The sequence below is a fragment of the Marinobacter sp. JSM 1782161 genome (assembly GCF_011421605.1).
Classification (GTDB): domain Bacteria; phylum Pseudomonadota; class Gammaproteobacteria; order Pseudomonadales; family Oleiphilaceae; genus Marinobacter_A; species Marinobacter_A bohaiensis.
The window spans coordinates 109498-132740 of sequence record NZ_WSSA01000004.1; the positions used below are offsets into that span (position 1 = coordinate 109498).

23 protein-coding genes are annotated in these 23243 nt (G+C 65.1%); 10 read left to right on the top strand and 13 right to left on the bottom strand.

Features of this window, described 5'->3' with window-relative positions; genetic code table 11:
- Nucleotides 1-126: 126 nt before the first annotated feature.
- The 5 genes from GQB00_RS16885 to def all read right to left on the bottom strand — a co-directional run bounded on the left by GQB00_RS16885 (nt 127) and on the right by def (nt 5871).
- On the bottom strand, nt 127-1575 hold the full coding sequence (locus GQB00_RS16885; RefSeq protein WP_111498421.1) for a TrkH family potassium uptake protein: 1449 nt from the start codon (nt 1573-1575) through the stop codon (nt 127-129).
- 19 nt (nt 1576-1594) lie between these two features.
- Nucleotides 1595-2968: a Trk system potassium transporter TrkA gene (gene trkA / locus GQB00_RS16890; RefSeq protein ID WP_111498422.1), complete on the bottom strand. Its 1374-nt coding sequence runs from the start codon at nt 2966-2968 to the stop codon at nt 1595-1597.
- A complete protein-coding gene (gene rsmB, locus GQB00_RS16895; protein WP_165857184.1) occupies nt 2965-4293 on the bottom strand; it encodes a 16S rRNA (cytosine(967)-C(5))-methyltransferase RsmB in 1329 nt (442 codons plus the stop codon). Before rsmB ends, trkA begins: the two co-directional genes overlap by 4 nt.
- Nucleotides 4294-5229, bottom strand: a complete 936-nt coding sequence (gene fmt / locus GQB00_RS16900; protein ID WP_165857185.1) for a methionyl-tRNA formyltransferase — start codon at nt 5227-5229, stop codon at nt 4294-4296.
- A gap of 138 nt (nt 5230-5367) precedes the next feature.
- The gene (def, locus tag GQB00_RS16905; protein WP_111498425.1) at nt 5368-5871 is read right to left on the bottom strand and encodes a peptide deformylase; all 504 of its coding nucleotides are present in this window, start codon (nt 5869-5871) and stop codon (nt 5368-5370) included.
- Nucleotides 5872-6245: 374 nt separating this feature from the next.
- Between def and GQB00_RS16910 the strand changes: the two genes are divergently transcribed.
- The 8 genes from GQB00_RS16910 to GQB00_RS16945 all read left to right on the top strand — a co-directional run bounded on the left by GQB00_RS16910 (nt 6246) and on the right by GQB00_RS16945 (nt 13394).
- On the top strand, nt 6246-7271 hold the full coding sequence (locus GQB00_RS16910; RefSeq protein WP_111498426.1) for a LysM peptidoglycan-binding domain-containing protein: 1026 nt from the start codon (nt 6246-6248) through the stop codon (nt 7269-7271).
- Nucleotides 7272-7422: 151 nt separating this feature from the next.
- Nucleotides 7423-8589, top strand: coding sequence for a DNA-processing protein DprA (dprA, locus tag GQB00_RS16915; RefSeq protein ID WP_165857186.1), 1167 nt, complete (start codon nt 7423-7425; stop codon nt 8587-8589).
- 103 nt (nt 8590-8692) lie between these two features.
- Nucleotides 8693-9286 carry an L-threonylcarbamoyladenylate synthase gene (locus GQB00_RS16920; RefSeq protein WP_111498428.1) on the top strand — a complete coding sequence of 198 codons (594 nt, stop codon included), beginning with the start codon at nt 8693-8695 and terminating at the stop codon, nt 9284-9286.
- Nucleotides 9287-9310: 24 nt separating this feature from the next.
- A complete protein-coding gene (hemF, locus tag GQB00_RS16925; RefSeq protein WP_111498429.1) occupies nt 9311-10237 on the top strand; it encodes an oxygen-dependent coproporphyrinogen oxidase in 927 nt (308 codons plus the stop codon).
- The gene (gene aroE, locus GQB00_RS16930; RefSeq protein WP_165857187.1) at nt 10234-11058 is read left to right on the top strand and encodes a shikimate dehydrogenase; all 825 of its coding nucleotides are present in this window, start codon (nt 10234-10236) and stop codon (nt 11056-11058) included. Before hemF ends, aroE begins: the two co-directional genes overlap by 4 nt.
- A 244-nt stretch (nt 11059-11302) precedes the next feature.
- On the top strand, nt 11303-12076 hold the full coding sequence (locus GQB00_RS16935; protein ID WP_111498431.1) for a motility protein A: 774 nt from the start codon (nt 11303-11305) through the stop codon (nt 12074-12076).
- A gap of 3 nt (nt 12077-12079) precedes the next feature.
- Nucleotides 12080-12934, top strand: a complete 855-nt coding sequence (locus tag GQB00_RS16940; protein ID WP_111498432.1) for a flagellar motor protein MotB — start codon at nt 12080-12082, stop codon at nt 12932-12934.
- Nucleotides 12935-13082: 148 nt separating this feature from the next.
- Complete coding sequence (locus GQB00_RS16945) at nt 13083-13394, top strand: PA4642 family protein (RefSeq protein ID WP_111498433.1); 312 nt, start codon at nt 13083-13085, stop codon at nt 13392-13394.
- Nucleotides 13395-13427: 33 nt separating this feature from the next.
- Here GQB00_RS16945 and GQB00_RS16950 read toward each other — a convergent pair whose 3' ends face one another.
- Together GQB00_RS16950 and GQB00_RS16955 are read right to left on the bottom strand one after the other, a co-directional pair.
- A complete protein-coding gene (locus GQB00_RS16950; RefSeq protein WP_165857188.1) occupies nt 13428-13883 on the bottom strand; it encodes an Hsp20/alpha crystallin family protein in 456 nt (151 codons plus the stop codon).
- 213 nt (nt 13884-14096) lie between these two features.
- Entirely contained in the window at nt 14097-14645 is a 549-nt protein-coding gene (locus tag GQB00_RS16955) for a gamma carbonic anhydrase family protein (RefSeq protein ID WP_111498434.1), read from the bottom strand.
- 195 nt (nt 14646-14840) lie between these two features.
- Here GQB00_RS16955 and prlC point away from each other — a divergent pair, with 195 nt between their 5' ends.
- Both prlC and GQB00_RS16965 read left to right on the top strand, forming a co-directional pair.
- Nucleotides 14841-16886, top strand: coding sequence for an oligopeptidase A (gene prlC, locus GQB00_RS16960; protein WP_165857189.1), 2046 nt, complete (start codon nt 14841-14843; stop codon nt 16884-16886).
- Nucleotides 16887-16942: 56 nt separating this feature from the next.
- Nucleotides 16943-17203, top strand: a complete 261-nt coding sequence (locus GQB00_RS16965; protein ID WP_111498436.1) for a YheV family putative zinc ribbon protein — start codon at nt 16943-16945, stop codon at nt 17201-17203.
- A 213-nt stretch (nt 17204-17416) separates the two neighbouring features.
- Here GQB00_RS16965 and GQB00_RS16970 read toward each other — a convergent pair whose 3' ends face one another.
- The 6 genes from GQB00_RS16970 to GQB00_RS16995 all read right to left on the bottom strand — a co-directional run bounded on the left by GQB00_RS16970 (nt 17417) and on the right by GQB00_RS16995 (nt 23238).
- Nucleotides 17417-18736: a Na+/H+ antiporter family protein gene (locus GQB00_RS16970; RefSeq protein ID WP_111498437.1), complete on the bottom strand. Its 1320-nt coding sequence runs from the start codon at nt 18734-18736 to the stop codon at nt 17417-17419.
- A gap of 81 nt (nt 18737-18817) precedes the next feature.
- Nucleotides 18818-19033, bottom strand: a complete 216-nt coding sequence (locus GQB00_RS16975; protein WP_111498438.1) for a DUF1653 domain-containing protein — start codon at nt 19031-19033, stop codon at nt 18818-18820.
- A gap of 74 nt (nt 19034-19107) precedes the next feature.
- On the bottom strand, nt 19108-19494 hold the full coding sequence (locus GQB00_RS16980; protein WP_111498439.1) for a DoxX family protein: 387 nt from the start codon (nt 19492-19494) through the stop codon (nt 19108-19110).
- A gap of 53 nt (nt 19495-19547) precedes the next feature.
- The gene (locus GQB00_RS16985) at nt 19548-20003 is read right to left on the bottom strand and encodes a group I truncated hemoglobin (protein WP_165857190.1); all 456 of its coding nucleotides are present in this window, start codon (nt 20001-20003) and stop codon (nt 19548-19550) included.
- A gap of 17 nt (nt 20004-20020) precedes the next feature.
- Entirely contained in the window at nt 20021-20872 is an 852-nt protein-coding gene (locus GQB00_RS16990) for a DUF3034 family protein (RefSeq protein ID WP_165857454.1), read from the bottom strand.
- The gene (locus tag GQB00_RS16995; RefSeq protein WP_165857191.1) at nt 20866-23238 is read right to left on the bottom strand and encodes an EAL domain-containing protein; all 2373 of its coding nucleotides are present in this window, start codon (nt 23236-23238) and stop codon (nt 20866-20868) included. The genes GQB00_RS16990 and GQB00_RS16995 overlap by 7 nt, the downstream gene beginning before the upstream one ends.
- Nucleotides 23239-23243 lie beyond the last annotated feature (5 nt).

Genomic DNA, 23243 nt, shown 5'->3' on the forward strand with positions numbered 1-23243 from the left:
TGTGGAAACAACCCGCGGCGCGCGCGAAAACCGGCATTATACGCTTCTCGCCACGCTATTTCGAAACCTGTTCGTGTTTTGTACAGTCGACTTGGGCCGCCGCCTCCCCGTCTGGAACGGCGCGTACTAGCGGCGCCAGAAAGCGGGGGTCAGCAGCAACAGCAGGGTGAACACTTCCAGCCGCCCAAGCAGCATGGAAAAGCACAGCACCCACTTGGCGGTATCGTTGATGGTGCCGTAATGATAGGTCACCTCGCCCAGGCCGGGGCCCAGGTTGTTGATGGTGGCGCCGACGGCGGTCCAGGCGGTCACCTGATCCAGCCCGGTGGCCTGCAGGATCACCAGCAGCACCACGAACATGAACATGTAGACCGAGAAGAAGCCCCACACCGCCTGCAGCACCCGGTCCGAGACCGGCCGGTTGCCCAGTTTGACCGGCATCACCGCGTTGGGGTGCAGCAGGCGTTTCATTTCCCGCGACCCCTGCCGGAAGATCAGCAGGATGCGCACCACCTTGATGCCGCCGCCGGTGGACGCCGCACAGCCCCCCATGAAGGACATCACGAACAGCAGGAACGGCAGCATGGCCGGCCACACGGAGAAATCCGCGGTGGCGTAGCCGGTGGTGGTGGCCAGGGAGACCACCTCGAAGATGCCGCTGGTGACCGCTTCCATGGGGCCCAGGGTGTCGGTGCCGATAAGGACGCCGATGGTGATCAGGCTGACCACGATCAGCGCGCCGATATACAGCTTGAATTCCGAGTCCGCCAGATAGAGCAGCGGATTGCGCTGGCGCCAGGCCATGAAGTGCAGCGCGAAATTGGCGCCGGACAGCACCATGAACACCACTGCGATCATCTCGATCACCGGGCTGTTGAAATAGCCGATGCTGGCGTCGTGGGTGGAAAACCCGCCGATGGCGATGGTGGAGAAACTGTGGCCGATGGCGTCGAACCAGCTCATGCCCGCCATCCAGTAGGCAATGGCGCAGATCGCGGTGAGCGACACGTAGATGTACCACAGCGCCTTGGCGGTTTCCGCGATGCGTGGGGTGAGCTTATTGTCCTTGACCGGGCCCGGTACCTCGGCGCGGTACAGCTGCATGCCCCCGATGCCCAGCATCGGCAGGATCGCCACCGCCAGCACGATGATCCCCATGCCGCCCAGCCACTGCAGCTGCTGGCGATACCAGAGGATCGAATGCGGCAGGTCGTCGATGCCGGTGATCACCGTGGCGCCGGTGGTGGTCAGGCCGGAGACGGCTTCGAACAGCGAATCCACGTAGGAATGAGGCGGGTTATCGCTGAGGTAGAAGGGAATCGAGCCGGCCACGCTCAGTACCACCCAGAACAGGGTGGTGATCAGGAACCCGTCGCGCACCCGCAGGTCGCCGTGTACCGAATGGAACGGCGCCCACACCAGCAGCCCGCCGATGAAGACGATCGCCATGGCGTCGGCGAAGCGCAGCCACTGACCGTCGTCATAGATCAGCGAGATGCCCAGCGGCGGCAGCATGGTGAAGCTGAACAGCATCATCAGGATGCCGAGGATCTTGAGAATGACCGACAGTCGCATGAATCGGATTAAACCCGGATCAGAAGAAGGTCAGACCAACCTGGAACAGGCGCTCGACGTCGCGGATCCGGGACTTGTCCACAAGGAACAGGATCACGTGATCGTCGGGCTGGACGCGCAGGTGGTCGTGAGCAATCAAAACCTCGTTATGACGCACGATGGCGCCGATGGTGGTGCCTTCCGGCAGCGGGATCTCATCCAGCCGCTTGCCCACCACCTTGGACGACCGGTGGTCGCCGTGGGCGATGGCCTCAATCGCCTCGGCAGCGCCCCGGCGCAGTGAGTGAACGTTTACGACATCACCCCGGCGCACGTGGGTCAGCAGGCTGCCGATGGTGGTCTGCTGGGGCGAGATGGCCACATCGATTTCGCCACCCTGGATCAGGTCCACGTAGTCCGGGTTGTTGATCAGCGTCAGCACCTTGCGCACCCCTAGCCGCTTGGCCAGCAGCGACGCCATGATGTTGGCCTCGTCGTCGTTGGTGACGGCGCAGAAGACGTCGGTGCTCTCGATGTTCTCTTCCAGCAGCAGGTCTTTGTTGGCGGCGTTGCCCTGCAATACGATGGTCTTGCGCAGGTTTTCCGACAGCATCACGCAGCGGTCCCGGTTGCGCTCGATCAGCTTCACCTGGTAGCGGTTTTCCAGGTTGTGCGCCAGACGCTGGCCGATATTGCCGCCGCCGCAGATGAAGATGCGCTTGTAGGGTTTTTCCAGCGGCTGGAGCTCGCTCATCACTGAGCGGATGTGGTCGGTGCCGGCGATGAAGAAGACCTCGTCGCCGTCTTCGATCACCGTGTCCCCCTGCGGGATGATGGGGCGGTCCTTACGGAAGATGGCCGCCACCCGGGTATCGATCTTGGGCATGTGGGTGCGCAGGTGAGACAGCTCGTGGCCCACCAGCGGGCCGCCCTTGGTCGCCTGGATGGCGACGAGTCGCGCCAGCCCCTTGGAGAACTCCAGCACCTGCAGCGCGCCGGGGTACTCGATCAGCCGCGTGATGTGGCGGGTGACCACCTGCTCGGGGCTGATCAGCACGTCGATGGGGAAGCCGTCGGTGCTGAACAGCTCTTTGCGCGCTAGGTAGGCGTTGGCCCGCACCCGGCTGATCTTGGTCGGCGTCTTGAACAGCGAGTAGGCCACCTGACAGGCGACCATGTTGGTCTCGTCGCTGTTGGTGACCGCGATCAGCATGTCCGCGTCCTCGGCGCCGGCCTGGCGCAATACGCTCGGATAGGACCCGCGGCCCTGCACGGTGCGGATATCGAGCCGGTCCTGGAGCTCGCGCAGCCGGCTGCTGTCACTGTCGATGACGGTGATGTCGTTGGCTTCGTTGGCCAGGTTCTCGGCGAGGGTGCCGCCGACCTGGCCGGCGCCGAGGATGATGATTTTCATGACGTAGAGGCCTGATTGGCTGCGTGATCGTCCTGTCGGGTCAGGCAGGCGTAGAAGAACCCGTCGTGCGACCCGGCGTCCGGGAAGAGCTGCCGCCCTGCGCCGGTGTCCTGACCCCAGGAAACCGGCGGCATGGTCAGGACAGCGTCCTCATGCGCCTTGATAAAGCGTTGGATTATACGGTGATTTTCCTGTGGGAACACGGAACAGGTGGCGTAGACCAGTTTACCGCCCGGTTTCAGGGTGCTCCACAGGCGCTCCAGCAGCCCCATCTGGATGGCGGCCAGCGGCGTGATGTCGTCCTCACGCCGCAGCAGCTTGATGTCCGGATGGCGGCGAATTACACCGCTGGCGCTGCAGGGCACGTCCAGCAGGATGCGGTCGAACGGCTCCCCGTCCCACCAGCGCTCCAGGTCGGCGGCGTCGCCGGCGCTGACCGTGGCCGGCAGACGCAGCCGCTCCAGGTTTTCCCGCACCCGTTCCAGGCGCTGCGCCGACTGATCCAGAGCCACCACCTCTTTGATTTCTGCCTGTGCCTCCAGAATAGCGCAGGTCTTGCCGCCCGGCGCGGCGCAGGCGTCCAGCACCCGCTGACCGGGGGCCAGGTCGAGCAGTTCGGTGCACAGCTGGGCCGCCTCGTCCTGCACGCTGACGCGCCCCTCGGCGAAACCGGGCAGCCGGTCGACGCCGCAGGGTTCCGCGAGCTGGATGCCGTGAGGCGCGAAACGGGTGGCGCTGGCCTCGATGCCGGCCTCGTCCAGCGCGGCCAGGTAGGCGTCGCGGGTGGCCTGGCGGGCATTGACGCGCAGGGTCATGGGCGCCTGCGCGTTGTTGGCGTCGAGAATCGCCTGCCACTGGTCCGGCCAGTTATGGCGCAGCTTTTCGGTGAGCCACTGGGGGTGGCTGAAGGTCGCGGCCGGCGTCGTTGGCTCGGGCTCGCCGTCGCGCTGGGCCGCTCGCAGGATGGCGTTCACCAGGCCTGCCAGGTGCGGTTTGCCCAACGACCGGCAGGCGGCCACGGTTTCATTGAGCACCGCGTGCTCGGCCTGGTGACTGTGACGCAGCTGGAACAGCGCCTGCAGGATCAGCGGCACCGCAATGCGATCGCCCTTCTTGAGCGGTTTGTGCAGGCGTGTCTGCAGTTCGGCGTCGAGGCGGTGGTACCAGCGGCAGGTGCCGTAGCACAGGGCCTGCAACTGGCTGCGGTCCTGTTCCTGGGCCTGACGCAGGGCCGGTGGCAGCGCATCGGAGAGGGACTGCCCCTGGGTGACGGACTGGATCACCCGGGCCGCGAGTGCGCGCAGGGGAAGTTGCTGGCGGGCCATCTAGTGCAGCACCTCGCCCGGCAGCAGCACATCGCGGCCGCCGTTGATCAGGTCCGATACGCTCTGGGCGCGGCTGCCTGGCAGCTGCACCCGGGTCAGGCGCAGCACGCCCTCGCCACAGGCCACCTCGGCGCCGTCCCTCTCACGGCGCAGTACGGTGCCGGGGGCGGCTGCGCTGGGCGCGTCCAGCACGGTGGCGGCGTGGATGCGCAGACGCTGCTCGCCCGCGTCGGTAAAGGTGCCCGGCCAGGGGTTGAAGGCCCGTACCAGACGGTCGAGGTCGGTGGCTGGCTGCTGCCAGTCCAGGTGCCCTTCCTGTTTGTTCAGCTTGTGGGCGTAGTTGGCGTCGGCATCGTTCTGCGGTTCAGGCTGCAGGTTGCCGTTCGCCAGTTCGGTCAGTGCCGTGAGGATGGCCTGTCCCCCCAGGTCCGCCAGGCGGTCGTGCAGGCTGCCGCCGGTGTCGTCGGCGTGGATCGGCGTGGTCAGTTTGAGCAGCATGTCACCGGTATCCAGGCCGGCATCCATCTGCATGATGGTGATGCCGGTCTCCGTGTCGCCCGCGGCGATGGCGCGCTGGATCGGCGCGGCGCCGCGCCAGCGAGGCAGCAGCGAGGCGTGGATGTTGAGGCAGCCGCGCTGGGGCAGATCCAGCACCGCCTGCGGCAGGATCAGGCCGTAGGCGGCCACGATCATGACGTCGGCATCGAAGGCAGCCAGCTCCGCCTGGGCGTCGGCCGGTTTGAGGCTCTCCGGCTGGCACACCGGGATGTCGGCGTCCAGGGCCACCTGCTTCACCGGACTGAGGCTCAGTTTGCGGCCGCGGCCGGCCGGGCGATCCGGCTGGGTGTAGACGGCCACCACGTCATGGCCGTGCGCAAGCAGCGCCTTCAGTGCGATAGCGGCAAAATCCGGGGTTCCGGCGAAAACGATGCGCACGCGGCGCCTCCTTCGGTCTGTTGCTGGTCTGTCGGTCTGGGTGTACAGGGTGGCGGGGACCCGTTACAAACGAAAAAACCGGGCCTGTTGCCCGGTCCTGTCCGATCCATTGTAAACCACAAACGGGTGGGCCTGTGATCAGGCCCGGATCTTGTGCTGTTTTTCCAGCTTCTTGCGAATCCGCGTGCGCTTGAGCGGACTGAGGTAATCGACGAACAGCTTGCCCTTGAGGTGGTCCATCTCATGCTGGATACAGACCGCCAGCAGCCCGGTGGCCTCTTCCTCGAACGCGTCGCCGTTGCGGTCCAGGGCGCGGATCATGACGTGATCCGGCCGGTTGACCTCTTCATAGAAGCCCGGCACCGACAGACAGCCTTCCTGCATACCCTGCAGGTCGCCTTCGAGCACCTCGAATTCCGGGTTGATGAAGACCCGCGGCTCGCTCTGGTCTTCCGACAGGTCCATGACGATGATCTGTTCGTGCCAGTTTACCTGCGTCGCCGCCAGGCCGATCCCCGGGGCGTCGTACATGGTCTCGAACATGTCATCGATCAGCTTGCGGTGCTCGTCGGTGACGGTCTCGACCGGCTTGGCTACGGTCCGCAGGCGCGGATCGGGGAATTCCAGAATCTCAAGTATCATGGGTATCAAATCATTTGGTTGACCGCGTTTCCTGGCCAAAATGCGACGGTGTACCGCACATTGACCCTCCCGTATCCTCTATGATCGGGATCGCGCGGCGAGTTTCAAGATGACGTCCTCAATGGCGCCGATAGTCTATTATCTATCATCTCCCGGGCTGATTACAAACTGACCAGGCATGACAGAACCCCCTGCGAACGCCGGCCGGGCCTGTTACTGTCTGAATCCAGAATTTACTGGAAGAACAAAAGATAACATCACAAACCGACTGACATCTTCTATAGTAGGGGGATGTGGGTAGCGGAACCGTTTCGCCGGACGCCAAGCGGGCTCAGGTTCCACCGGACAAAGTAAAGCAATCAAGGACCCGGACAATGAGGAAACTGCTGTATGTTCTGACGGCTGTGTTGCTGCTGGTGCAGGGAGCACATGCGGCCGGCCCTGAGTTACGGTCGGACCATCCCGATCGCTACACTGTCGTCAAGGGCGATACCCTCTGGGACATTTCATCCCGCTTTCTGGACAACCCCTGGTACTGGCCGGAAATCTGGCACGTGAATCCCCAGGTCAGCAATCCGCACCTGATCTATCCCGGCGATCAGCTGGCACTGGTCTATATCGACGGCGAGCCTCGTGTGACCAAGGTGGCCAGGAAAGGCGGCAGTGGTGTGGTCAAGCTGTCGCCCAAGGTGCGCTCCACCCCGATCGACACCCCGGTGCCGGCGATTCCGCTGGACGCCATCGAAGGTTTCCTGAGCGATACCCGCGTCGTCGACCCGGAGGTGCTTGAGGCCGCGCCCTACATCCTCGAGGGTGAGGATTCCCGCATCATTACCGGCGCCGGCGACACCGTCTACGCCCGGGGTGAGGCTGAAAACGACAACCTGGGCATCTTCCGCCGCAACCGCGTTTACACCGATCCGGAAACCAACGAGTTCCTGGGGCTGGAAGCCAAGGCCATCGGTTCCGGTGAGATCACCGACACCAACGGTGAAGTACTGACCATGGAGCTCAAGCGCAGCGACGAAGAAGTCCGCATCGGCGACCGCCTGCTGCCCACCGAAGACCGCAAGATCAACACCACCTTCTCGCCGAGCGCGCCGGACAGCGACATCACCGGCTCGATGATTGCGGTGGAAGGCGGCGTCACCCAGATCGGTCAGTACGACGTGGTGGTGATCAACCGTGGCACCCGCGAAGGCCTCAAACCGGGTAACGTGCTGGCGGTGTTCCAGGCCGGCAACACCGTACAGGACCCGGTCACCAAGGAAGCGGTCAAGCTGCCGGACGAGCGCGCCGGTCTGCTGATGGTCTTCCAGAGCTATGAGAAACTGAGCTATGGTCTGGTGCTCAAGGCAACCCGGACCCTGGCGGTCGGTGATCGGGTGAGCAACCCCTGACCCGACCTGTGTGAGCGGATGGACCGCTCGCCTGGACAGATTGGATAGACAACGGGAGCCGGTTCGCCGCCTCCCGTTTTTTGTGGGCGCCGGATGGAGAGGCGGTGCCCGGCGCGTCAGGACGATGCGCGTGATCCCAATGGACTGATTTATGACCGACACGACTGCTCACCACGCCGCCGATGCCTTCCTGCGGGCATCCGACGCCCCCTGGCTGCTGATTGGCCACCTGCCCGGCCTGGGCGATCATCGCTGGCAGGCCCTGGTGGACCACCTGCCTGATCCGCTGGAACTGCTCGACTTCGACGTCGCCACCCTCAAGGCGCTGGGGCTCAAGCCGCCCGCCCGGGAGGCGATTCTCGCCTGGCAGCACGGCGACACCAACCAGCCCACCCTGGCCCGGGCGATGGCCGCCTGGCAGCGTTGCGAGGCCCTGAACATCCAGCGGCTGCACTGGGCCGATCCGGACTATCCGGCGTTGCTGCGGGAAACCCACGGCGCCCCGCCCCTGCTGTACCTGGCCGGCCAGCGCGATGTGCTGTCCCGCCCACAACTGGCGATGGTCGGCAGCCGCAAGGCGACTCGCGCGGGCCTGGAACACGCCCGGCAATTTGCCCGGGCCCTTACCGAACGCGGCTTTGTGGTGACCAGCGGCATGGCGCTGGGAATCGACGGGGCGGCCCACCAGGGCGCGCTGGATGCCAACGGTGCCACCATCGGCGTCCTCGGCACCGGCATCGATGTGCCCTACCCGGCGGCCCACCGCGCGTTGGCCCGGGCAATCCCCGAACGCGGTGCCCTGCTCTCGGAATACCCGCCCGGCACCCGCGCCCGGGCCGGTCACTTTCCCCGCCGCAACCGGCTGATCAGCGGTCTCAGTCAGGGCACCCTGGTGGTGGAAGCCAATCTCAAGAGCGGTTCGTTGATCACGGCCCGCCTGGCGTTGGAGCAGGGGCGCGAGGTGTTCGCCATTCCCGGCGCCATCAACAATCCCCAGGCGCGCGGCTGCCACCGGCTGATCCGGCAGGGCGCGACCCTGGTGGAAACGGTCGATGATATCGAGGAGGAATTGGCCAGTTGGGGGCCGCCATCGACGGGCCCGTCCGGCAGCTCTGCCGAGGCATCGCCGCCGCCGATTCCCGAGCACCTGGGCGCCCGCGAGCAGCAGATCCTGCGGGCACTGGAATTCGAGACCTGCAGCACCGACGCCTTGTGCGAGCGGACCGGGCTGACGGCGGATGTGCTGATGCAGTCGATCCTGATGCTGGAACTGGAAGGGCTGATCCTCACCGTCCCCGGGGGATACCAGCGCGGATGAGTGCGGGTTGTCCGCAGGAGTCTGTTCACCTGCGGCCCCAGACGCCATAATGCCAGGCCGAAGCAACCGCGGGTGTGGCAACACCTTCAACACGGACTGAGCCATGGATTCGAACACTCCCAGCACAACCCGTCGCTACCCGCCGGGGTGGTGGCACCTGCGCGAGGCCGTCGGCGCCCTGGAGGCCGGCGGTGTCATCGCCTATCCCACCGAAGCCGTCTGGGGCCTGGGTTGCGATCCCTGGGACGCCGACGCTGTCGAGCAACTGCTGGCCCTCAAGGATCGCCCCGAGCACAAGGGCGTGATCCTGGTCGCGGCGTCGGTGGCGCAGGTGGCGCCGCTACTGGATCCGCTGGCGCCCGAGCTGCGCGAACGGGCGGCGGGCTATTGGCCGGGGCCGGTCACCTGCCTGCTGCCGGACCCGGACGAGCTGATTCCGCCCTGGATCAAGGGCCGGCACGGCTCGGTGGCGGTCCGGGTGAGTGCACATCCCGGCGTCCAGCGCCTCTGTCAGGCGTTCGGCGGCCCACTGGTGTCCACCTCCTGCAATCCCGCCGGTCGCAACCCGGCCCGCAGCCGGTTGCAGGTGGCCCGCTATTTCGGCGACACCCTGGACGCCATCCTGCCTGGCCAACTGGGCGAGCAGCGTCAGCCCAGCCGTATCATCGACCTGCCATCCGGGCGCCGGTTGCGCTGACCCAGCCGCTAACGTGGAGAGGGTATGGAACCCAATAGCACCGAAGTAAAGAAGTACTTACTATCACTGCAGGATTCGATCTGTCAGCGCCTGTCCGGCCTGGACGGCCAGGCCGCATTCCGCACCGACCAGTGGGACCGGCCCGAAGGCGGCGGCGGTATCAGTCGCGTCATCAGCGAGGGCCGGGTGTTCGAAAAAGGCGGCGTGAACTTTTCCCACGTCCTGGGCGACCGCATGCCGCCGTCGGCGACCGCGCATCGCCCGGAACTCAGCGGCGCCCCCTGGGAAGCCATGGGCGTGTCGCTGGTGATGCATCCGAATAACCCCTACGTGCCCACCTCCCACGCCAACGTACGCTTCTTCATTGCCCGGCCCGAGGATGCACCCCCGGTGTGGTGGTTCGGCGGCGGCTACGACCTGACCCCCTACTACGGCTTCCGCGACGACTGCGTGCATTGGCATCGCACCGCCCAGCGCGCCTGCGAGCCGTTCGGCGATGATGTCTACCCGCGCTACAAGCAGTGGTGCGACGACTATTTCCACATCAAGCACCGCCAGGAGCCGCGCGGTGTCGGTGGCCTGTTCTTCGACGACCTCAACAGCGGCGACTTCGACCGCGACTTCGCCTTCATGCAGGCGGTGGGCGACAGCTACCTGCCGGCCTACGCGCCCATCGTCGAGCGCCGCCAGACCATGGACTACGGCGAACGCGAGCGGAATTTTCAGCTCTATCGCCGCGGCCGCTACGTGGAGTTCAATCTGGTCTACGACCGGGGTACCCTGTTCGGCCTGCAATCCGGCGGCCGTACCGAATCGATCCTCATGTCGATGCCACCCCTGGCCCGCTGGGACTACAACCGGCAGCCGGAACCAGGCACGCCGGAGTATGAATTGACGGCCTTTTTCCTGACGGACCGGGACTGGCTGGCGGAGGAGAACGAACAAGCATGACCCAGGATCTGTACGCCGTGATGGGCAACCCCATCAGCCACAGCAAATCGCCGCTGATCCACAACCTGTTTGCCCAACAGACCGGCGAGTCGCTGGAGTACACGGCAATCCAGTGCCCGATGGACGATTTTCCGGGCACGGTACGGACCTTCTTTGAACGGGGCGGCAAGGGGTTGAACGTCACGGTACCGTTCAAGCAGACGGCGTACGAACTGGTTGACCGGATGACGCCCGGCGCCGAAGCCGCCGGGGCGGTCAACACGCTGTTTCAGGATGCTGACGGTCAACTGTGTGGCGAGAACACCGATGGCCTGGGCCTGGTCCAGGACCTGACCGTCAACCAGGGCCTGGATCTTTCCGGCAAGCGCATCCTGGTACTGGGCGCCGGTGGCGCCGTGCGCGGCGTGCTGCGCCCGCTGCTGGGCCAGAAACCGGCGGAGATCGTCATCGCCAACCGCACCGTGGAGAAGGCCGAGGCCCTGGCGTCCCTGTTCAGCAACGACATCCCGGTACGGGGCTGCGGCTTCGCCGACGTGACGGAGCCGTTCGACCTGACCATCAACGGCACCAGCGCCAGCCTGCAGGGCGACCTGCCACCGCTCGATGCCGGGATCATTGCCGCCCACACGGTCAGTTACGACATGATGTACGGCCCCGACCTGACCCCCTTCAATCGCTGGGCCCGGGAGCACGGCGCGCAGCGGGTCATCGACGGCCTGGGCATGCTGGTGGAGCAGGCGGCGGAAGCCTTTGCCTGCTGGCGCGGTGTGCGCCCGGAAACCGCGCCGGTGATGGCTCAGTTGCGGGACCGGGTGGGTTAAGGCCTGGTTGAGACGGCCACTCGGGTGCAGGGAGGCAACAGGGCGTCCCTGTCCTTCCTCCGGCTAGGGTGTCCATTCGCCTCCTTCAGGCTTGCGGTGCAGACGCCGCCATGGCTGCAACCGTCTTGACTGCGCCCTTTAACGCTTGGTTACAGGATTGGGGAGGCCAAGTAGGCTATTCTCTCTGGAGTGCGATTGACCGGGAGGCTGCACGACCGCCTCCGAGAACCATAAAAGGCATTCCATGGATATCCTGACGCTAGTCGGATTGATCGCCGGCGTGGCGATTGTCACGGTTGCGATGCTGGCCGACGCGACCCTCAGTACGTTCCTGAACATTCCCGGCCTGATGATTGTCCTGGGCGGCACCTTCGCGGTGACCCTCGTCAAGTTTCGCCTGGCGTCGGTGACCAGCTCCTTTCGCCTCGCCCTGAGCACGGTTTTCCGGGAAAAGACCGACAAGCCGCTGGCGCTGATCCGCAACGTCGCCGAGCTGGCGCGGGTGGTGCGCAAGGAAGGCATCCTGGGGCTGGAGTCCCATGAGACCGACAACGATTTCCTCAGGAAAAGCATCAACCTGTGCGTTGACGGCCATCCGCCCGAGCTGATCGAGGAAGCCCTGCTGGAAGATATGCAGCAGCGCATGGAACGCTACGACGTGGCCGAGCGGATCTTCCGCGGCATCGGCGAGTCGGCGCCGGCCATCGGCATGCTGGGGACCCTGGTGGGTCTGGTGCAGATGCTCAACACCCTGGACGATCCCTCCTCCATCGGTCCGGCCATGGCCATCGCCCTGCTGACCACCCTTTACGGCGCCTTCATCGCCCAGTTGATCGCCCTGCCGCTGGCGGACAAGATCCAGCTCAAGGCGGAAGACGAGCAGCGCAACATGACGCTGATCATCACCAGCATCCAGAACATCATGAAAGGGCAGAACCCGCGGGTGATCACCGAACTGCTGTCCGCCTACATCACTCCGGAACAGCAGCAGGTGCTGGCGCGGGAACGGGAGGCCTGATCCATGGCGGTGGCCTCCACGGCACGGCAGCGCAAGAAGAAGCAAGGTGACGGCGGCGCCCCCAGCTGGATCGTCACCTTCGCCGATCTGGCGACGCTGCTGCTGACCTTCTTCATCCTGCTGCTGTCCTACTCCAGCATGGATGTGGAAAAGTACAAGACCATGGCCCAGTCCCTGGCGGGCGCCTTCGGCAGCAGCGTGATCCAGGACGACGCTGTGGGCGGCAGCCCCCTGACCCTGATCGAAAGTGAGACGCCGCCGCCGACGCCCGCGCCGGAACCGGCCGTGATTCAACCCGATGTCCCCCAACTGATCGACGACAGCCCCGGCAGCAGCGCGCCGATCACCGAAGTGCCCGAAGGCGTCACCGAACTGGCTTCGCGCCTGATCCGTCAGCTGGAAGATGAAGTGGCCAGTGAGGCGGTCAATGTCCGCTACGACACCGAGAAAGTGGTGATGCGCTTCGCCGAGGACGCCACCTTCCAGTCCGGCCGCGCCGAGCTGAAGCCGGAGATGGGGCCGATCATCGACCGGGTGGTGGATGTGCTGGCGCAGTGCAGTGGTGATGTGGTGGTGGCGGGCTACACCGATGACCGCCCCATCGTCAGCAGCCGCTACCGCTCCAACTGGGATCTGTCGGCGGCCCGCGCCGTATCGGTGGTGCATGAGCTGGTGATGAACCGTCGTATCCCGGCCGAGCGGGTGGTCGCCGCGGGCCGGGCCGAGACCAATCCTCTGGTGCCCAACAGTTCGCCGGAAAACCGCGCCCGCAATCGCCGGGTGGAAATCACCGTGCGCGATCCGGAATGCTCGGCGGCGGCGGACACCAGCGACCTGCCGATCGAGATCAATCCCTGAAAGCCCGCCGATTCAGTCTCTTATGACAGCGGGTCAGGTGCTCATTCGCTATTCATATAACGTTCGCGGCCCAAGCCCGTTATACTGTCGCCCCTTCAGGCACCCAGGTCAGCCTGAGGATAATCAGATCAAATTGATGAGGGCAGTTATGAGTGGACCGGATAAACCCAAGGTGATTGGCGAGGAATGGAGCGACGAACGGGTCAAGAGTTTCCTGTTCATCACGCCGTACGACACGTCTCTCAATCCGGACTACCAGGTGCTCATCAAGGCGTACCAGGCCATGCGAGCCGGTGATTTCGAGCGCTTCCTGGTGTTCTTTACCGAGGCCGGTCGCGACCTCAACGCCCTGAGCGAGAACGGCCAGACCATTCTCGACCACATCAGCGAACACGGTCGCAGCGGCGAGTACGTGGCGTCCCTGAAGAAATTCGGGGCGAAAGGCGCAGCGGAAGCCTGAGGGCTCCCGCTGCCGGCGGGATACATCACCCGCCTATTCCACCTGAACCTCAATGGAGCGCGGCTGCGCGGGCTCCACTTTCCTCAGGCTCAGGGACAGCACGCCATCCTTGAAGGTGGCGTTGATGTCGTTCTCCGAGACGTTGTCGGGCAGCGTGAAGCGGCGGATAAACGAGCCGTAGACGCGCTCGACCCGGTGGGTTTTGCCTTCACCGGACACCTCCTGCTTCTGGCGTTCCCCCTGCAGGGTCAGCACGCCGTCGTGCACGGTGACCTTCACATCTTCCTTGTTGATGCCCGGCAGTTCCGCCTGGATCTCGAAAGCTTCCGGTGTCTCCCGGATATCGACGGCCGGCGCCCAGTCACTGCGGCGGAACAGGTCGCGGCCTTCGCCTTCGCCCCGTGTGGCCGGGAAGCCAAAGTGGCGGTTGTAGCGATCCAGCAGATCCTCGAATTCGCTGATGGGATTCCAACGGGTGAGATTGCTCATGGTGTAGTCCTCCAAAACGAACCTGAAATCATGTTGAGTCGTCCCCGGATCGACCGGGGACGTACGACATCAGCTCCGTTCAAGGAAGATCCCGTCAGTGGCGCCTACTGAACAGGGTTTCCTGAACTGGCTAGTTTCGAATGTAGGATCGCCCGGATGGATTTCAAGAGGCGATTTTTGGATCTGGATCAGGAAAAAACCACAGCCGTTGCCTCAGCCGGAGGTGGTCGCGTCGGCGCGGTATTCGTCCTTGAGTTTGACGTAGTTGGCGGCGGTGTAGGTGAAGAAACCGCGTTCCTTGTCGGTCAGCGGGCGCGCCTGCTTGCAGGGGCTGCCGACATACAGGTAGCCGGATTCCAGGGTCTTGCCCGGCGGCACCAGGCAGCCGGCGGCGACGATCACTTCGTCCTCCACCACGGCGCCGTCCATGATGATCGAGCCCATGCCCACCAGCACCCGGTTGCCGATGGTGCAGCCGTGCAGCAGCGCCTTGTGGCCGACGGTGACGTCCTCGCCCAGGGTGAGCGGGTAGCCGTCCGGGTTGTAGTCGCTGGCGTGGGTGATGTGCAGGACCGAGCCGTCCTGGATGCTGCAGCGGGCGCCGATGCGGATGCGGTGCATGTCGCCACGGATGACCGTCATCGGCCAGACGGAGACATCGGGGCCGAGTTCCACGTCGCCGATCACCACGGCGCTGGGGTCGATCCACACGCGATCGCCGGTTTTTGGGCTGTACCCCTTGTGAGAACGTACTTGAGTCATTACATAGATCCTATGTCTATCCGCTTGCGGGCGGCGTTGGCGTATGATGAGTCCTACAGTAGAGCACCGGTCCCGTGCCTGTCACGGTCCCGGCGGCGCCCGCAAACGATCCATCAGCGACCCGATCCGGCGAACGCTGTCGGAATCAACCAACTCGGTGAATATCGGCGAGTGAGCGAGTGAGAAAGGAGCCCCATGAACAATCCCCTGCTGAGTGATGACCTGCTGCCCCGCTTCGACCACATCCGCGTCGAGCATATGGAACCGGCCATCGACCAGATCCTGAGCGACAACCGCATGCAGATCCAGGACCTGGCCAGCCAGGCCGAGCCGACCTGGGACACGCTGTTCCAGCCCATGCAGTCCCTGGACGATCGCCTGAACAACGCCTTTTCCATTATCTCTCACCTCAACGGCGTGATGAACAGCGACGAGCTGCGCCAGGTGTACAAGCGCTGCCTGGAAAAACTGACCGAGTACGGTACCGAGCTGAGCCAGAACACCGAACTGTGTAACGCCTACAAGCGGCTCGCCGAGGGCCCGGATTTCCAGAAGCTGGATGAAGCCCAGCGCAAGGCCATCGACAACACCCTGCGCGACTTCCACCTGGGCGGTGTCGACCTGCCCGACGACGAGAAGAAGCAGTTTGCCGAGTTGTCCAAGGAATTGTCAGAGCTGACCAATCGCTTCAGCGACAACGTACTGGACGCCACCCAGCACTGGTTCAAGCACATCGCCGACGAGAGCGAACTGGCGGGCGTCCCCGAGTCGGCGCTCGATGGTGCGCGTCAGGCCGCGCAGCAGCGTGATCTGGACGGCTTCGTTATCACCCTGGATTTCCCCAGCTTCTTCCCGGTCATGACCTACGGCGACAACCGCGAGCTGCGCCGCGAAGTCTACGAGGCGTTCGTTACCCGCGCGTCCGACGTGGGTCCGGATGGCGGCCAGTGGGACAACACGCCGGTGATGGCGGAGATCCTCAAACGCCGTCACCAGCAATCGCAGCTGCTGGGCTTCGACAACTACGCCGAGCGCTCCCTGGCCACCAAGATGGCGCGCAGCGTCGACGAGGTGATGCAGTTCCTGCAGGAGCTGGCGGCCAAGTCGCGGCCGGTGGCGGTGCAGGAGTACGACGACCTCAAGGCGTTCGCCCGCGACGAGTTCGGCGTGGACGAGCTGGAAGCCTGGGACATCGGCTACTACAGCGAGAAGCTGCGCCAGGCGCGTTACGACATCTCGCCGGAAACCCTGCGCCCCTGGTTCCCGGTCAACACCGTGGTGGGCGGCCTGTTCCAGGTGGCCGAGCGCCTGTTCGACGTGTCCATCGAGGCGGACAACGACGCCGAAACCTGGCACGACGACGTCAACGCCTACCGCATCAGCCGCGGTGGCGAGCCGGTGGCCTGGTTCTACCTCGACCTCTACGCGCGTCAGGGCAAGCGTGGCGGCGCCTGGATGGCGGACTGCCGGGTGCGCTGGCGCAACCTGCGCGGCACCCTGCAGAAGCCGGTGGCGTTCCTGACCTGCAATTTCACGCCGCCGGTGGGTGACAAGCCGGCGCTGCTGACCCACGACGAGGTCACCACCCTGTTCCACGAGTTCGGCCATGGCCTGCACCACATGCTGACCCAGGTCGAGGTGGCGGACGTGTCCGGCATCAACGGGGTGGCCTGGGACGCCGTCGAGCTGCCCAGCCAGTTCCTCGAGAACTGGTGCTGGAATCCGGAATCCCTGGGGCTGATCGCCAGACATTACGAGACGGGCGAGCCGCTGCCCCAGGACCTGCTCGACAAGCTGCTGGCGGCGAAGAACTTCCAGTCCGGCATGCAGATGGTGCGGCAGCTGGAATTCTCGCTGTTCGATTTCCGCCTGCACGCCGAGTTCACCCCACAGGCTCCGGTGAACCCGCTGGACATGTACCGTCAGGTGCGGTCCGAGATCGCCGTCACCGAGACGCCGGAATTCAACCGGTTCCCCAACGCCTTCTCCCACATCTTCGCCGGCGGTTACGCGGCGGGCTACTACAGCTACAAGTGGGCCGAGGTGCTGGCGGCGGACGCCTTTTCCCTGTTCGAGGAGAAGGGCATTTTTGATCCCGCCACCGGCCGGTCGTTCCTGGAGAACATCCTGGAGCGCGGCGGCTCGCGCGAGCCCATGGAGCTGTTCAAGGCCTTCCGGGGTCGCGAGCCCCAGGTGGACGCCCTGCTGCGCCAGAGCGGTATCACCCCGCAGGCGGCCTGATCACTGAACGAGAATCCGGGGCGGCCAACGGGTCGCCCCAACACTGTGGAGAGCCCATGGCGACCCCCAAACGCTTTATTGCCGGCGCCATCTGCCCCCGCTGCGGTGAGATGGACAAGATCAAGATGCAGCAGACCGACGAAGGCCAGTTCCGCGAGTGCGTGGCGTGCGGCTTCGAGGATGCCCAGACCCCCGAAGGTGAGCCCATCGGCGAGCTGGAGACCCGGGTCAACAAGCGTGACAACGAGGACGATCACACCGTCAAGCAGGTGGTGTTCTTCAAGGCGGCGGCGGATGACAGCGAAGACGACGGATAAAGCGTTGTTTTCAAATGTAGCCGAAGCTTAAGCTTCGGAGGGCCCGCCAGGGCCCCAAGGTTCCCCCGCATCGGGACCAGAACCCGGCTGCCCTGCGAGAGGCCCGGAAGCTGAAGCTTCCGCTACATTGATCGGGTACCCTGCGAATCTGATCCAAAAAAAGGCCCAACCAGCAACTGGTTGGGCCTTTTTCGTTAGCGATTCTGGTAAGCCTTACAGCGTCATCGCCGCCAGCCAGCCGAACGCCAGCAGCGGCAGGTTGTAGTGCAGGAAGGTCGGCACCACCGTGTCCCAGATGTGGTTGTGCTGGCCGTCGGCGTTGAGGCCGGCGGTGGGTCCGAGGGTGGAGTCCGAGGCCGGTGAGCCGGCATCTCCCAGCGCGCCGGCGGTGCCCACCAGGGCGACGATCGCCAGCGGGCTGAAGCCCAGTTGCAGCGCCAGCGGCACGTAGATCGCGGCAATGATGGGGATGGTGGAGAAGGACGAGCCGATGCCCATGGTGATCAGCAGCCCGACCACCAGCATCAGCAGCGCCGCCAGGGCCTGGTTGTCGCCGATGGCGCCGACGGAGCTTTCCACCAGCGTCTTGATGTCGCCGGTCTCGCGCATCACCTCGGCGAAGCCGGAGGCGGCGATCATGATGAAACCGATCATCGCCAGCATCTTCATGCCTTCGGTGAACAGGTCGTCCGCTTCCTTCCACTTCACTACGCCGGAGACGTTAAAGAGCACGAAGCCGGCCAGCGCGCCCAGGATCATGGAATCCAGCATCAGCTGCACCACGAACGCCACCACGATGGCCGCCAGGGCCATGATCAGCGTCCACTGGCTGTACTGGATGTCCACCCGTTCGGTGCGCTCGATGGTTTTCATGTCGTAGTCGCGGCCCTTGCGGTAGGTGAAGAACACCGCCACCAGCAGGCCGGTGAGCATGCCCAGCGCCGGCAGCGCCATGGCGTGCATCACGTTGAGGCCGTCCAGGGCGACGCCGTTGGTTTCCACCTTGGCCATCAGGATTTCGTTCAGGTAGATGCCGCCGAAGCCCACCGGCAGGAACATGTAGGGGGTGATCAGGCCGAAGGTCAGCACGCAGGCCACCAGGCGCCGGTCCAGGCGCAGCCTGGCCATCACGTACAGCAGCGGCGGGACCACCAGCGGAATGAAGGCGATGTGGATCGGCAGGATGTTCTGGGACGAGATGGCGATGGCCAGCAGCAGGCCGATCATCACGAACTTGATCGCGCCGCCCTGCCCGTTGTCCTGGCGCCCCACCAGGGCCAGCGCCTTGTCCGCCAGGGCGTGGGCCAGGCCGGATTTGCCGATGGCCACGGCGAACGCGCCCAGGGTGGCGTAGGAGAGGGCCACGGTGGCGCCGCCGCCCAGGCCGCTGTTGAAGGCGTTGATGGTGGCTTCCAGGGACAGACCACTGATCAGGCCGCCGGCGATGGCACCGATGATCAGGGCAACGACGACGTGGATTCGACAGAGGCTCAGGATGAGCATGATGCCGACAGCGGCAACAACAGCATTCATGGCGCTTTTCCTTAGGGGGTTTCTGAAAAGCGCGCTAATGTGCAGGAAATGACCAGCGGAGTCAAAGGCCGCCGGCGGGCATCAGCCCAGATAGCTGAACCGGGGGACCGATTCGCCGGCGACTTCGACCGTTTCCCGGAACATGCTGAGCGGTCGAACCCAGAGACTCTGGTCGCCGTAGAGGCAGCGGTAGACCACCAGTTCCTCTTCGGTTTCGCTGTGACGGGCGACGCCGATCACTTCGTAGTCCTTGCCCTTGTAGTGCCGGTAGCGGCCGGGTTTGAGCGTATGTGTCATGGTGTCTGCTCGGGGGTGTGTCCGTCTATTCTAGACCCGGAAACGGCGCGGAGCACCGTTTCCGGCATGCTCTTTCAGGAGTGCAGCTTGTATTTGCCGGGGCCGAGGAACACCAGCGCCAGGCCAATGAACAGGAAGAAGCCCTGCAGCTCCAGCGCCCAGCCGCCGGACTGGCCCAGGCTCATCAACTGGCCCATGTGCACCAGGGCGATGGCGACGATCATGTTGATGGCGATGATCAGCCCGCCGATGCGGGTCTGGTAGCCGAGGATGACCATCAGTGGGGCGATGATTTCCCCGATGTAGACACCGTAGGCCAGGAACGCCGGCAGCCCGTGGCTGACCAGTTGCGATTCCACGAAGCCCACGCCGTTGAACAGCTTCGAGATGCCGTGAAACAGCAGCAGCCCGCCCAGGGTCAGCCGGACGATCAGCTTGCCAAGATCCGCGTTCTCCAACATGGCGATATCCTTTTTCAAATGGAAACGAGAGCTTAGCGACTTTGTCGGTCACGTCAATTGGATGACGGTCGCGGCGCCGGGATATCGACAATCTCGTCGTGCAGCGGCACCAGCCGTTTCAGCAGGCGGTTCTGCGCCGATACCGGCACGTCGTTCTGCTCCATGGCCAGGATCAGGTCTTCGGCGAGGGCGTTGAAGTCGGTCTCGTCGATGCCCAGGCCGGCGTGTGAGGCTTCCATGCTGCGTCCGGAATAGGTGCAGGGGCCGTTGGCCAGGTAGCAGATCTGGTCGGTCAGGTTGCGGTGCAGGCTGGCGATGTCCACGCCGCGGAAAGTCTCGGCGATGCGTTCGTCCTCAACCACCACGTACAGCAGGTCGCGCACGATGTTGGCGATGCCGGTGCGTTCGCCCAGATCCTGGTAAAGCGTGTCCTCCGCTGGTGGCCCGGCAAGGCTCTGGCAGCCCGCCAGCAGCAGGCCCAACAGCAAACCGGTGATCGTTCTGGTCATCGCAAAACTCCCCTTACTCAGAAACTGCCCTGCAGGGACAGGTAGGCGCCCTGCTGGTCGTCCAGGCCGGCGATGCCGCCGAGGTTGACCCAGGCGGCGGTCACCGCGAGGTGCCGGTTGGGGACCCAGGCGACGAACAGGTCGTACCAGTCGTCTTCCTCGGCGAATCCAAGGTTATCCGGCTTCTGCCGGTACTCGCCGCCCACCAGCCACCGGTGGGTCACGAAGACGCCGGCGCTGCCCTCGAACACCAGCTCGTAGCTGTCATTCTCGTCGCCGCCGAAGCCCAGCAGCCCGCCCTGGTTGGCCCGGGTTCCGCGCACCACGCCGTTGACCAGCAGGTTGCGGTCGAACACGCCGGCCAGGAACACCTTAGTGCCGGCCAGGTACAGGTCGGTGCCGCTGTCGTCCTCGGCACCCACCGCCTCCGGCACCGTAAACGTGCGGTTGCGTTTGTGCTGGAGACCCAGGGACCACTGGCCGTAGCGGCCGTAGAGCACGTCGCCGAAGAGCCGCAGCTTGAGGCCGAAAATGTCCTGCTGCAGCTCGTCTTCATTGAGTGCGGCCCCCAGGGTGTCCAGGTCCAGGGTCTGGCGTGCGACACTCACCTCGATGCGGTTGCGCCAGTTCAGCGCCGCGGCGGTGACGTCCACGGTGTAGTCGTCCAGCGGCGCGTGGGACAAGGCGATCGAGGCGCCCCACTCCCGGTCGCTGGCGTAGCCGGTGAGCACGGCCATCGGGACCAGTCCACCGCCGGCGCTGCCTTCAATGGTGGTCAAGCCGCCGGTGCCCCAGAGCCGGCTGCCGGGGGCCGCCGCCAGCGAGGCTGAAAACAGAACGAGGAGAAGAGCGCTGACCCGTTTCACGATTGACTCCTGTCGGTGACCGCCCGGCGGGGCCGGTCCTGGGTGAGTTGTGCGGCCTGCTCACGGAAAGCGGCGTGCCAGCCGGCCAGTTCGGACGCGGGCAGCGGCCGGCTGATCAGGTAGCCCTGGGCCAGTTCGCAGCCCCAGTGGCGCAGCAGATGCCAGCTGGCCTCGTTCTCCACGCCCTCGGCGACCACGCCGAGCCCCAGCCCGTGGGCCATGTCGATGGTGGAGCGCACGATGAGCTGGTCCTGGGGCGTGGCGTCCAGGCGCAGCACGAAGGACTTGTCGATCTTCAGTTCCTGCACCGGCAATTGGCGCATTTGCGCCAGCGAACTGTAGCCGGTACCGAAGTCGTCCACAGACAGGCGCACCCCCAGCTCCCGCAGTCGCGCCAGGGCGCGCATGGCCGCTTGCGTATCCACCATGGCGGCGCTTTCGGTGATTTCGAAGGTCAGGGTATTGAGCGGGCGCGGCCAGTCGGCGAAAACGCCGTCCACCAGATCCGGCAGGCGCGGGTTGTTGAGGTCGAGGGCCGACAGATTGACGGCGATGCCCAGCTCGCGCAGCCCCGCTTCCTGCCACTGGCCGGCGTCCCGCCGGATGCGCCGCAGGATATGTTCGGTGAGTGTGTGGATCTGGCCGGAGCGTTCCGCCAGGGCGATGAACTCCTCCGGGTTGAGCGGCCCCAATTGGGGATGGGTCCAGCGCACCAGGGCTTCGACCGCGGCCACAGTGCCGTCCTGGAAGCGGACCTTGGGCTGGTAGACCATGGTCAACTGGTTGTTTTCCATGGCGGTGTGCAGATCGCGGATGATGGCCAGCTCCCGCAGGTGCAGCTCGTCACCGCCGACCGCATAGAAGGCTGAGCGCGTCTCGCCATAGCGGGCCCTGTCCATGGTGAGGCTGACCCGGCGGCGGATGTCGTCGAGGGAGGCGGCCTGGTCTGGCAGGTGCAGGATCGCCGCGCACAGGCTCACCGAGGCCGGTGTGCCGCTGATCAGTATGGTTTCTTCGGCCACCTGGCGCAGCTGCGCCAGTTCCGCCTCCAGCCGCTCCCGGTCGCGCCCGGGCAGGAAGGTCATGAATTCGTTGCCGCCGGTGCGTCCCAGCGGACACCGGTGGTCCAGTGCCCCGCGCAGACGCAGGCCGGTGGCGATGATGACCCGGTCGCCGAAATCGTAGCCCAGGGTTTCGCTGAGCTCCTTGAGCCCCACGATCGACAGGCTGAGCAGGTAACCCGGCCGGCCCGATTCGAGCTGTCGGCGCAGGTGCCGGTCCAGCGCCAGCCGGTTGGGCAGGCCCGTGAGGCTGTCGTGGCTGGCGTCGTGATGAATGCGATGCTCGCGGTGGCGGATGCGCCGACTCATGGCGAACAGCGCCTGGGCCAGCCGTCCCAGCTCGTCACGTACTGTCAGCGGCGGTGGCACGGCAGTGAGGTCGTCACCCAGGTCGTCGGCGTAGCGCGCCAGGTGGAGCACCGGCTTGCCAAGGGCGCGGGCCAGCGCCAGGGCCAGCAGGCAGGCCACTCCCAGACAGACGGCCACCAGCAGGGTCAGGTTCCAGGCCAGGCGATAGTAGTTGGCCAGCGCCGTCTGGCGGTCCAGCAGCAGGCGCGCCCGGACCGGAGCACTGTCGTCGGCGTTGAGGCGGGTGGTCTGGCTGAAGTAGCGATGGTCGCCGCTCATGCTGGCCTGCTCTCCGCTGTCACGCACCGCTGCCATGATCGAGGCGGGATTGCGCTGGACCATGCTGTGGCCGAACGCCCGCGGTGGTGATTCCCGGGATTCGAAGACCACGTCCACACCGGTGAGTTCGCTGATTTCCCGGGCGAAGCGGTTGTCGAGGCTGTAGCCCATCACCAGCCAGGCCTTGAGCCCCGGCGCCTGTACTGGGACCATCAGCGCCTGGAACGCCTGCTCGTCCCAGATGACCAGACTGGCGGCGGCGCCCCGGCGGTTGGCTTCGTCCAGCAGGGCGGGAAACGGCACGCGTTTGCCCGGCGCCAGCGTTTGCAGGCTGTTGATCACGTTGCCGTCGCGGTCGGCCAGCATGGCCAGGTCGGCGCGGAAACGCTGGCTGTGGTTGTCCAGGGCGCTGGACAGGGTGGCCTGGTCGCCGCTGGCAATGGCGGACCGGAAGCCGAAGTCGTCCACCAGCACATTGAGGGTGTTGACCAGCAACTGGTTGCGACGGGCGAGGATTTCCCGGATGACGCCGCTGGCCACCTGCAGGCGTTCCCGGGCGCGGTTCTCTTCGTCCCGGAAGGTGGACACCATGAACGCGGCGGCGATGACCAGGCTGGTCACCAGCGCCAGGGCGAGCATGGCGACCAGCAGGCGGCCGCGGAAACCGGTCGGGCGGAACATCGGCA

What these genes read in the sequence shown, in the direction of transcription:
- GQB00_RS16885 (WP_111498421.1), bottom strand. Translation starts at nt 1,575, where the DNA reads ATGCGACTGTCGGTCATTCTCAAGATCCTCGGCATCCTGATGATGCTG.
- trkA (WP_111498422.1), bottom strand. Translation starts at nt 2,968, where the DNA reads ATGAAAATCATCATCCTCGGCGCCGGCCAGGTCGGCGGCACCCTCGCC.
- rsmB (WP_165857184.1), bottom strand. Translation starts at nt 4,293, where the DNA reads ATGGCCCGCCAGCAACTTCCCCTGCGCGCACTCGCGGCCCGGGTGATC.
- def (WP_111498425.1), bottom strand. Translation starts at nt 5,871, where the DNA reads ATGATACTTGAGATTCTGGAATTCCCCGATCCGCGCCTGCGGACCGTA.
- GQB00_RS16910 (WP_111498426.1), top strand. Translation starts at nt 6,246, where the DNA reads ATGAGGAAACTGCTGTATGTTCTGACGGCTGTGTTGCTGCTGGTGCAG.
- dprA (WP_165857186.1), top strand. Translation starts at nt 7,423, where the DNA reads ATGACCGACACGACTGCTCACCACGCCGCCGATGCCTTCCTGCGGGCA.
- GQB00_RS16920 (WP_111498428.1), top strand. Translation starts at nt 8,693, where the DNA reads ATGGATTCGAACACTCCCAGCACAACCCGTCGCTACCCGCCGGGGTGG.
- hemF (WP_111498429.1), top strand. Translation starts at nt 9,311, where the DNA reads ATGGAACCCAATAGCACCGAAGTAAAGAAGTACTTACTATCACTGCAG.
- aroE (WP_165857187.1), top strand. Translation starts at nt 10,234, where the DNA reads ATGACCCAGGATCTGTACGCCGTGATGGGCAACCCCATCAGCCACAGC.
- GQB00_RS16935 (WP_111498431.1), top strand. Translation starts at nt 11,303, where the DNA reads ATGGATATCCTGACGCTAGTCGGATTGATCGCCGGCGTGGCGATTGTC.
- GQB00_RS16940 (WP_111498432.1), top strand. Translation starts at nt 12,080, where the DNA reads ATGGCGGTGGCCTCCACGGCACGGCAGCGCAAGAAGAAGCAAGGTGAC.
- GQB00_RS16945 (WP_111498433.1), top strand. Translation starts at nt 13,083, where the DNA reads ATGAGTGGACCGGATAAACCCAAGGTGATTGGCGAGGAATGGAGCGAC.
- GQB00_RS16950 (WP_165857188.1), bottom strand. Translation starts at nt 13,883, where the DNA reads ATGAGCAATCTCACCCGTTGGAATCCCATCAGCGAATTCGAGGATCTG.
- GQB00_RS16955 (WP_111498434.1), bottom strand. Translation starts at nt 14,645, where the DNA reads ATGACTCAAGTACGTTCTCACAAGGGGTACAGCCCAAAAACCGGCGAT.
- prlC (WP_165857189.1), top strand. Translation starts at nt 14,841, where the DNA reads ATGAACAATCCCCTGCTGAGTGATGACCTGCTGCCCCGCTTCGACCAC.
- GQB00_RS16965 (WP_111498436.1), top strand. Translation starts at nt 16,943, where the DNA reads ATGGCGACCCCCAAACGCTTTATTGCCGGCGCCATCTGCCCCCGCTGC.
- GQB00_RS16970 (WP_111498437.1), bottom strand. Translation starts at nt 18,736, where the DNA reads ATGAATGCTGTTGTTGCCGCTGTCGGCATCATGCTCATCCTGAGCCTC.
- GQB00_RS16975 (WP_111498438.1), bottom strand. Translation starts at nt 19,033, where the DNA reads ATGACACATACGCTCAAACCCGGCCGCTACCGGCACTACAAGGGCAAG.
- GQB00_RS16980 (WP_111498439.1), bottom strand. Translation starts at nt 19,494, where the DNA reads ATGTTGGAGAACGCGGATCTTGGCAAGCTGATCGTCCGGCTGACCCTG.
- GQB00_RS16985 (WP_165857190.1), bottom strand. Translation starts at nt 20,003, where the DNA reads ATGACCAGAACGATCACCGGTTTGCTGTTGGGCCTGCTGCTGGCGGGC.
- GQB00_RS16995 (WP_165857191.1), bottom strand. Translation starts at nt 23,238, where the DNA reads ATGTTCCGCCCGACCGGTTTCCGCGGCCGCCTGCTGGTCGCCATGCTC.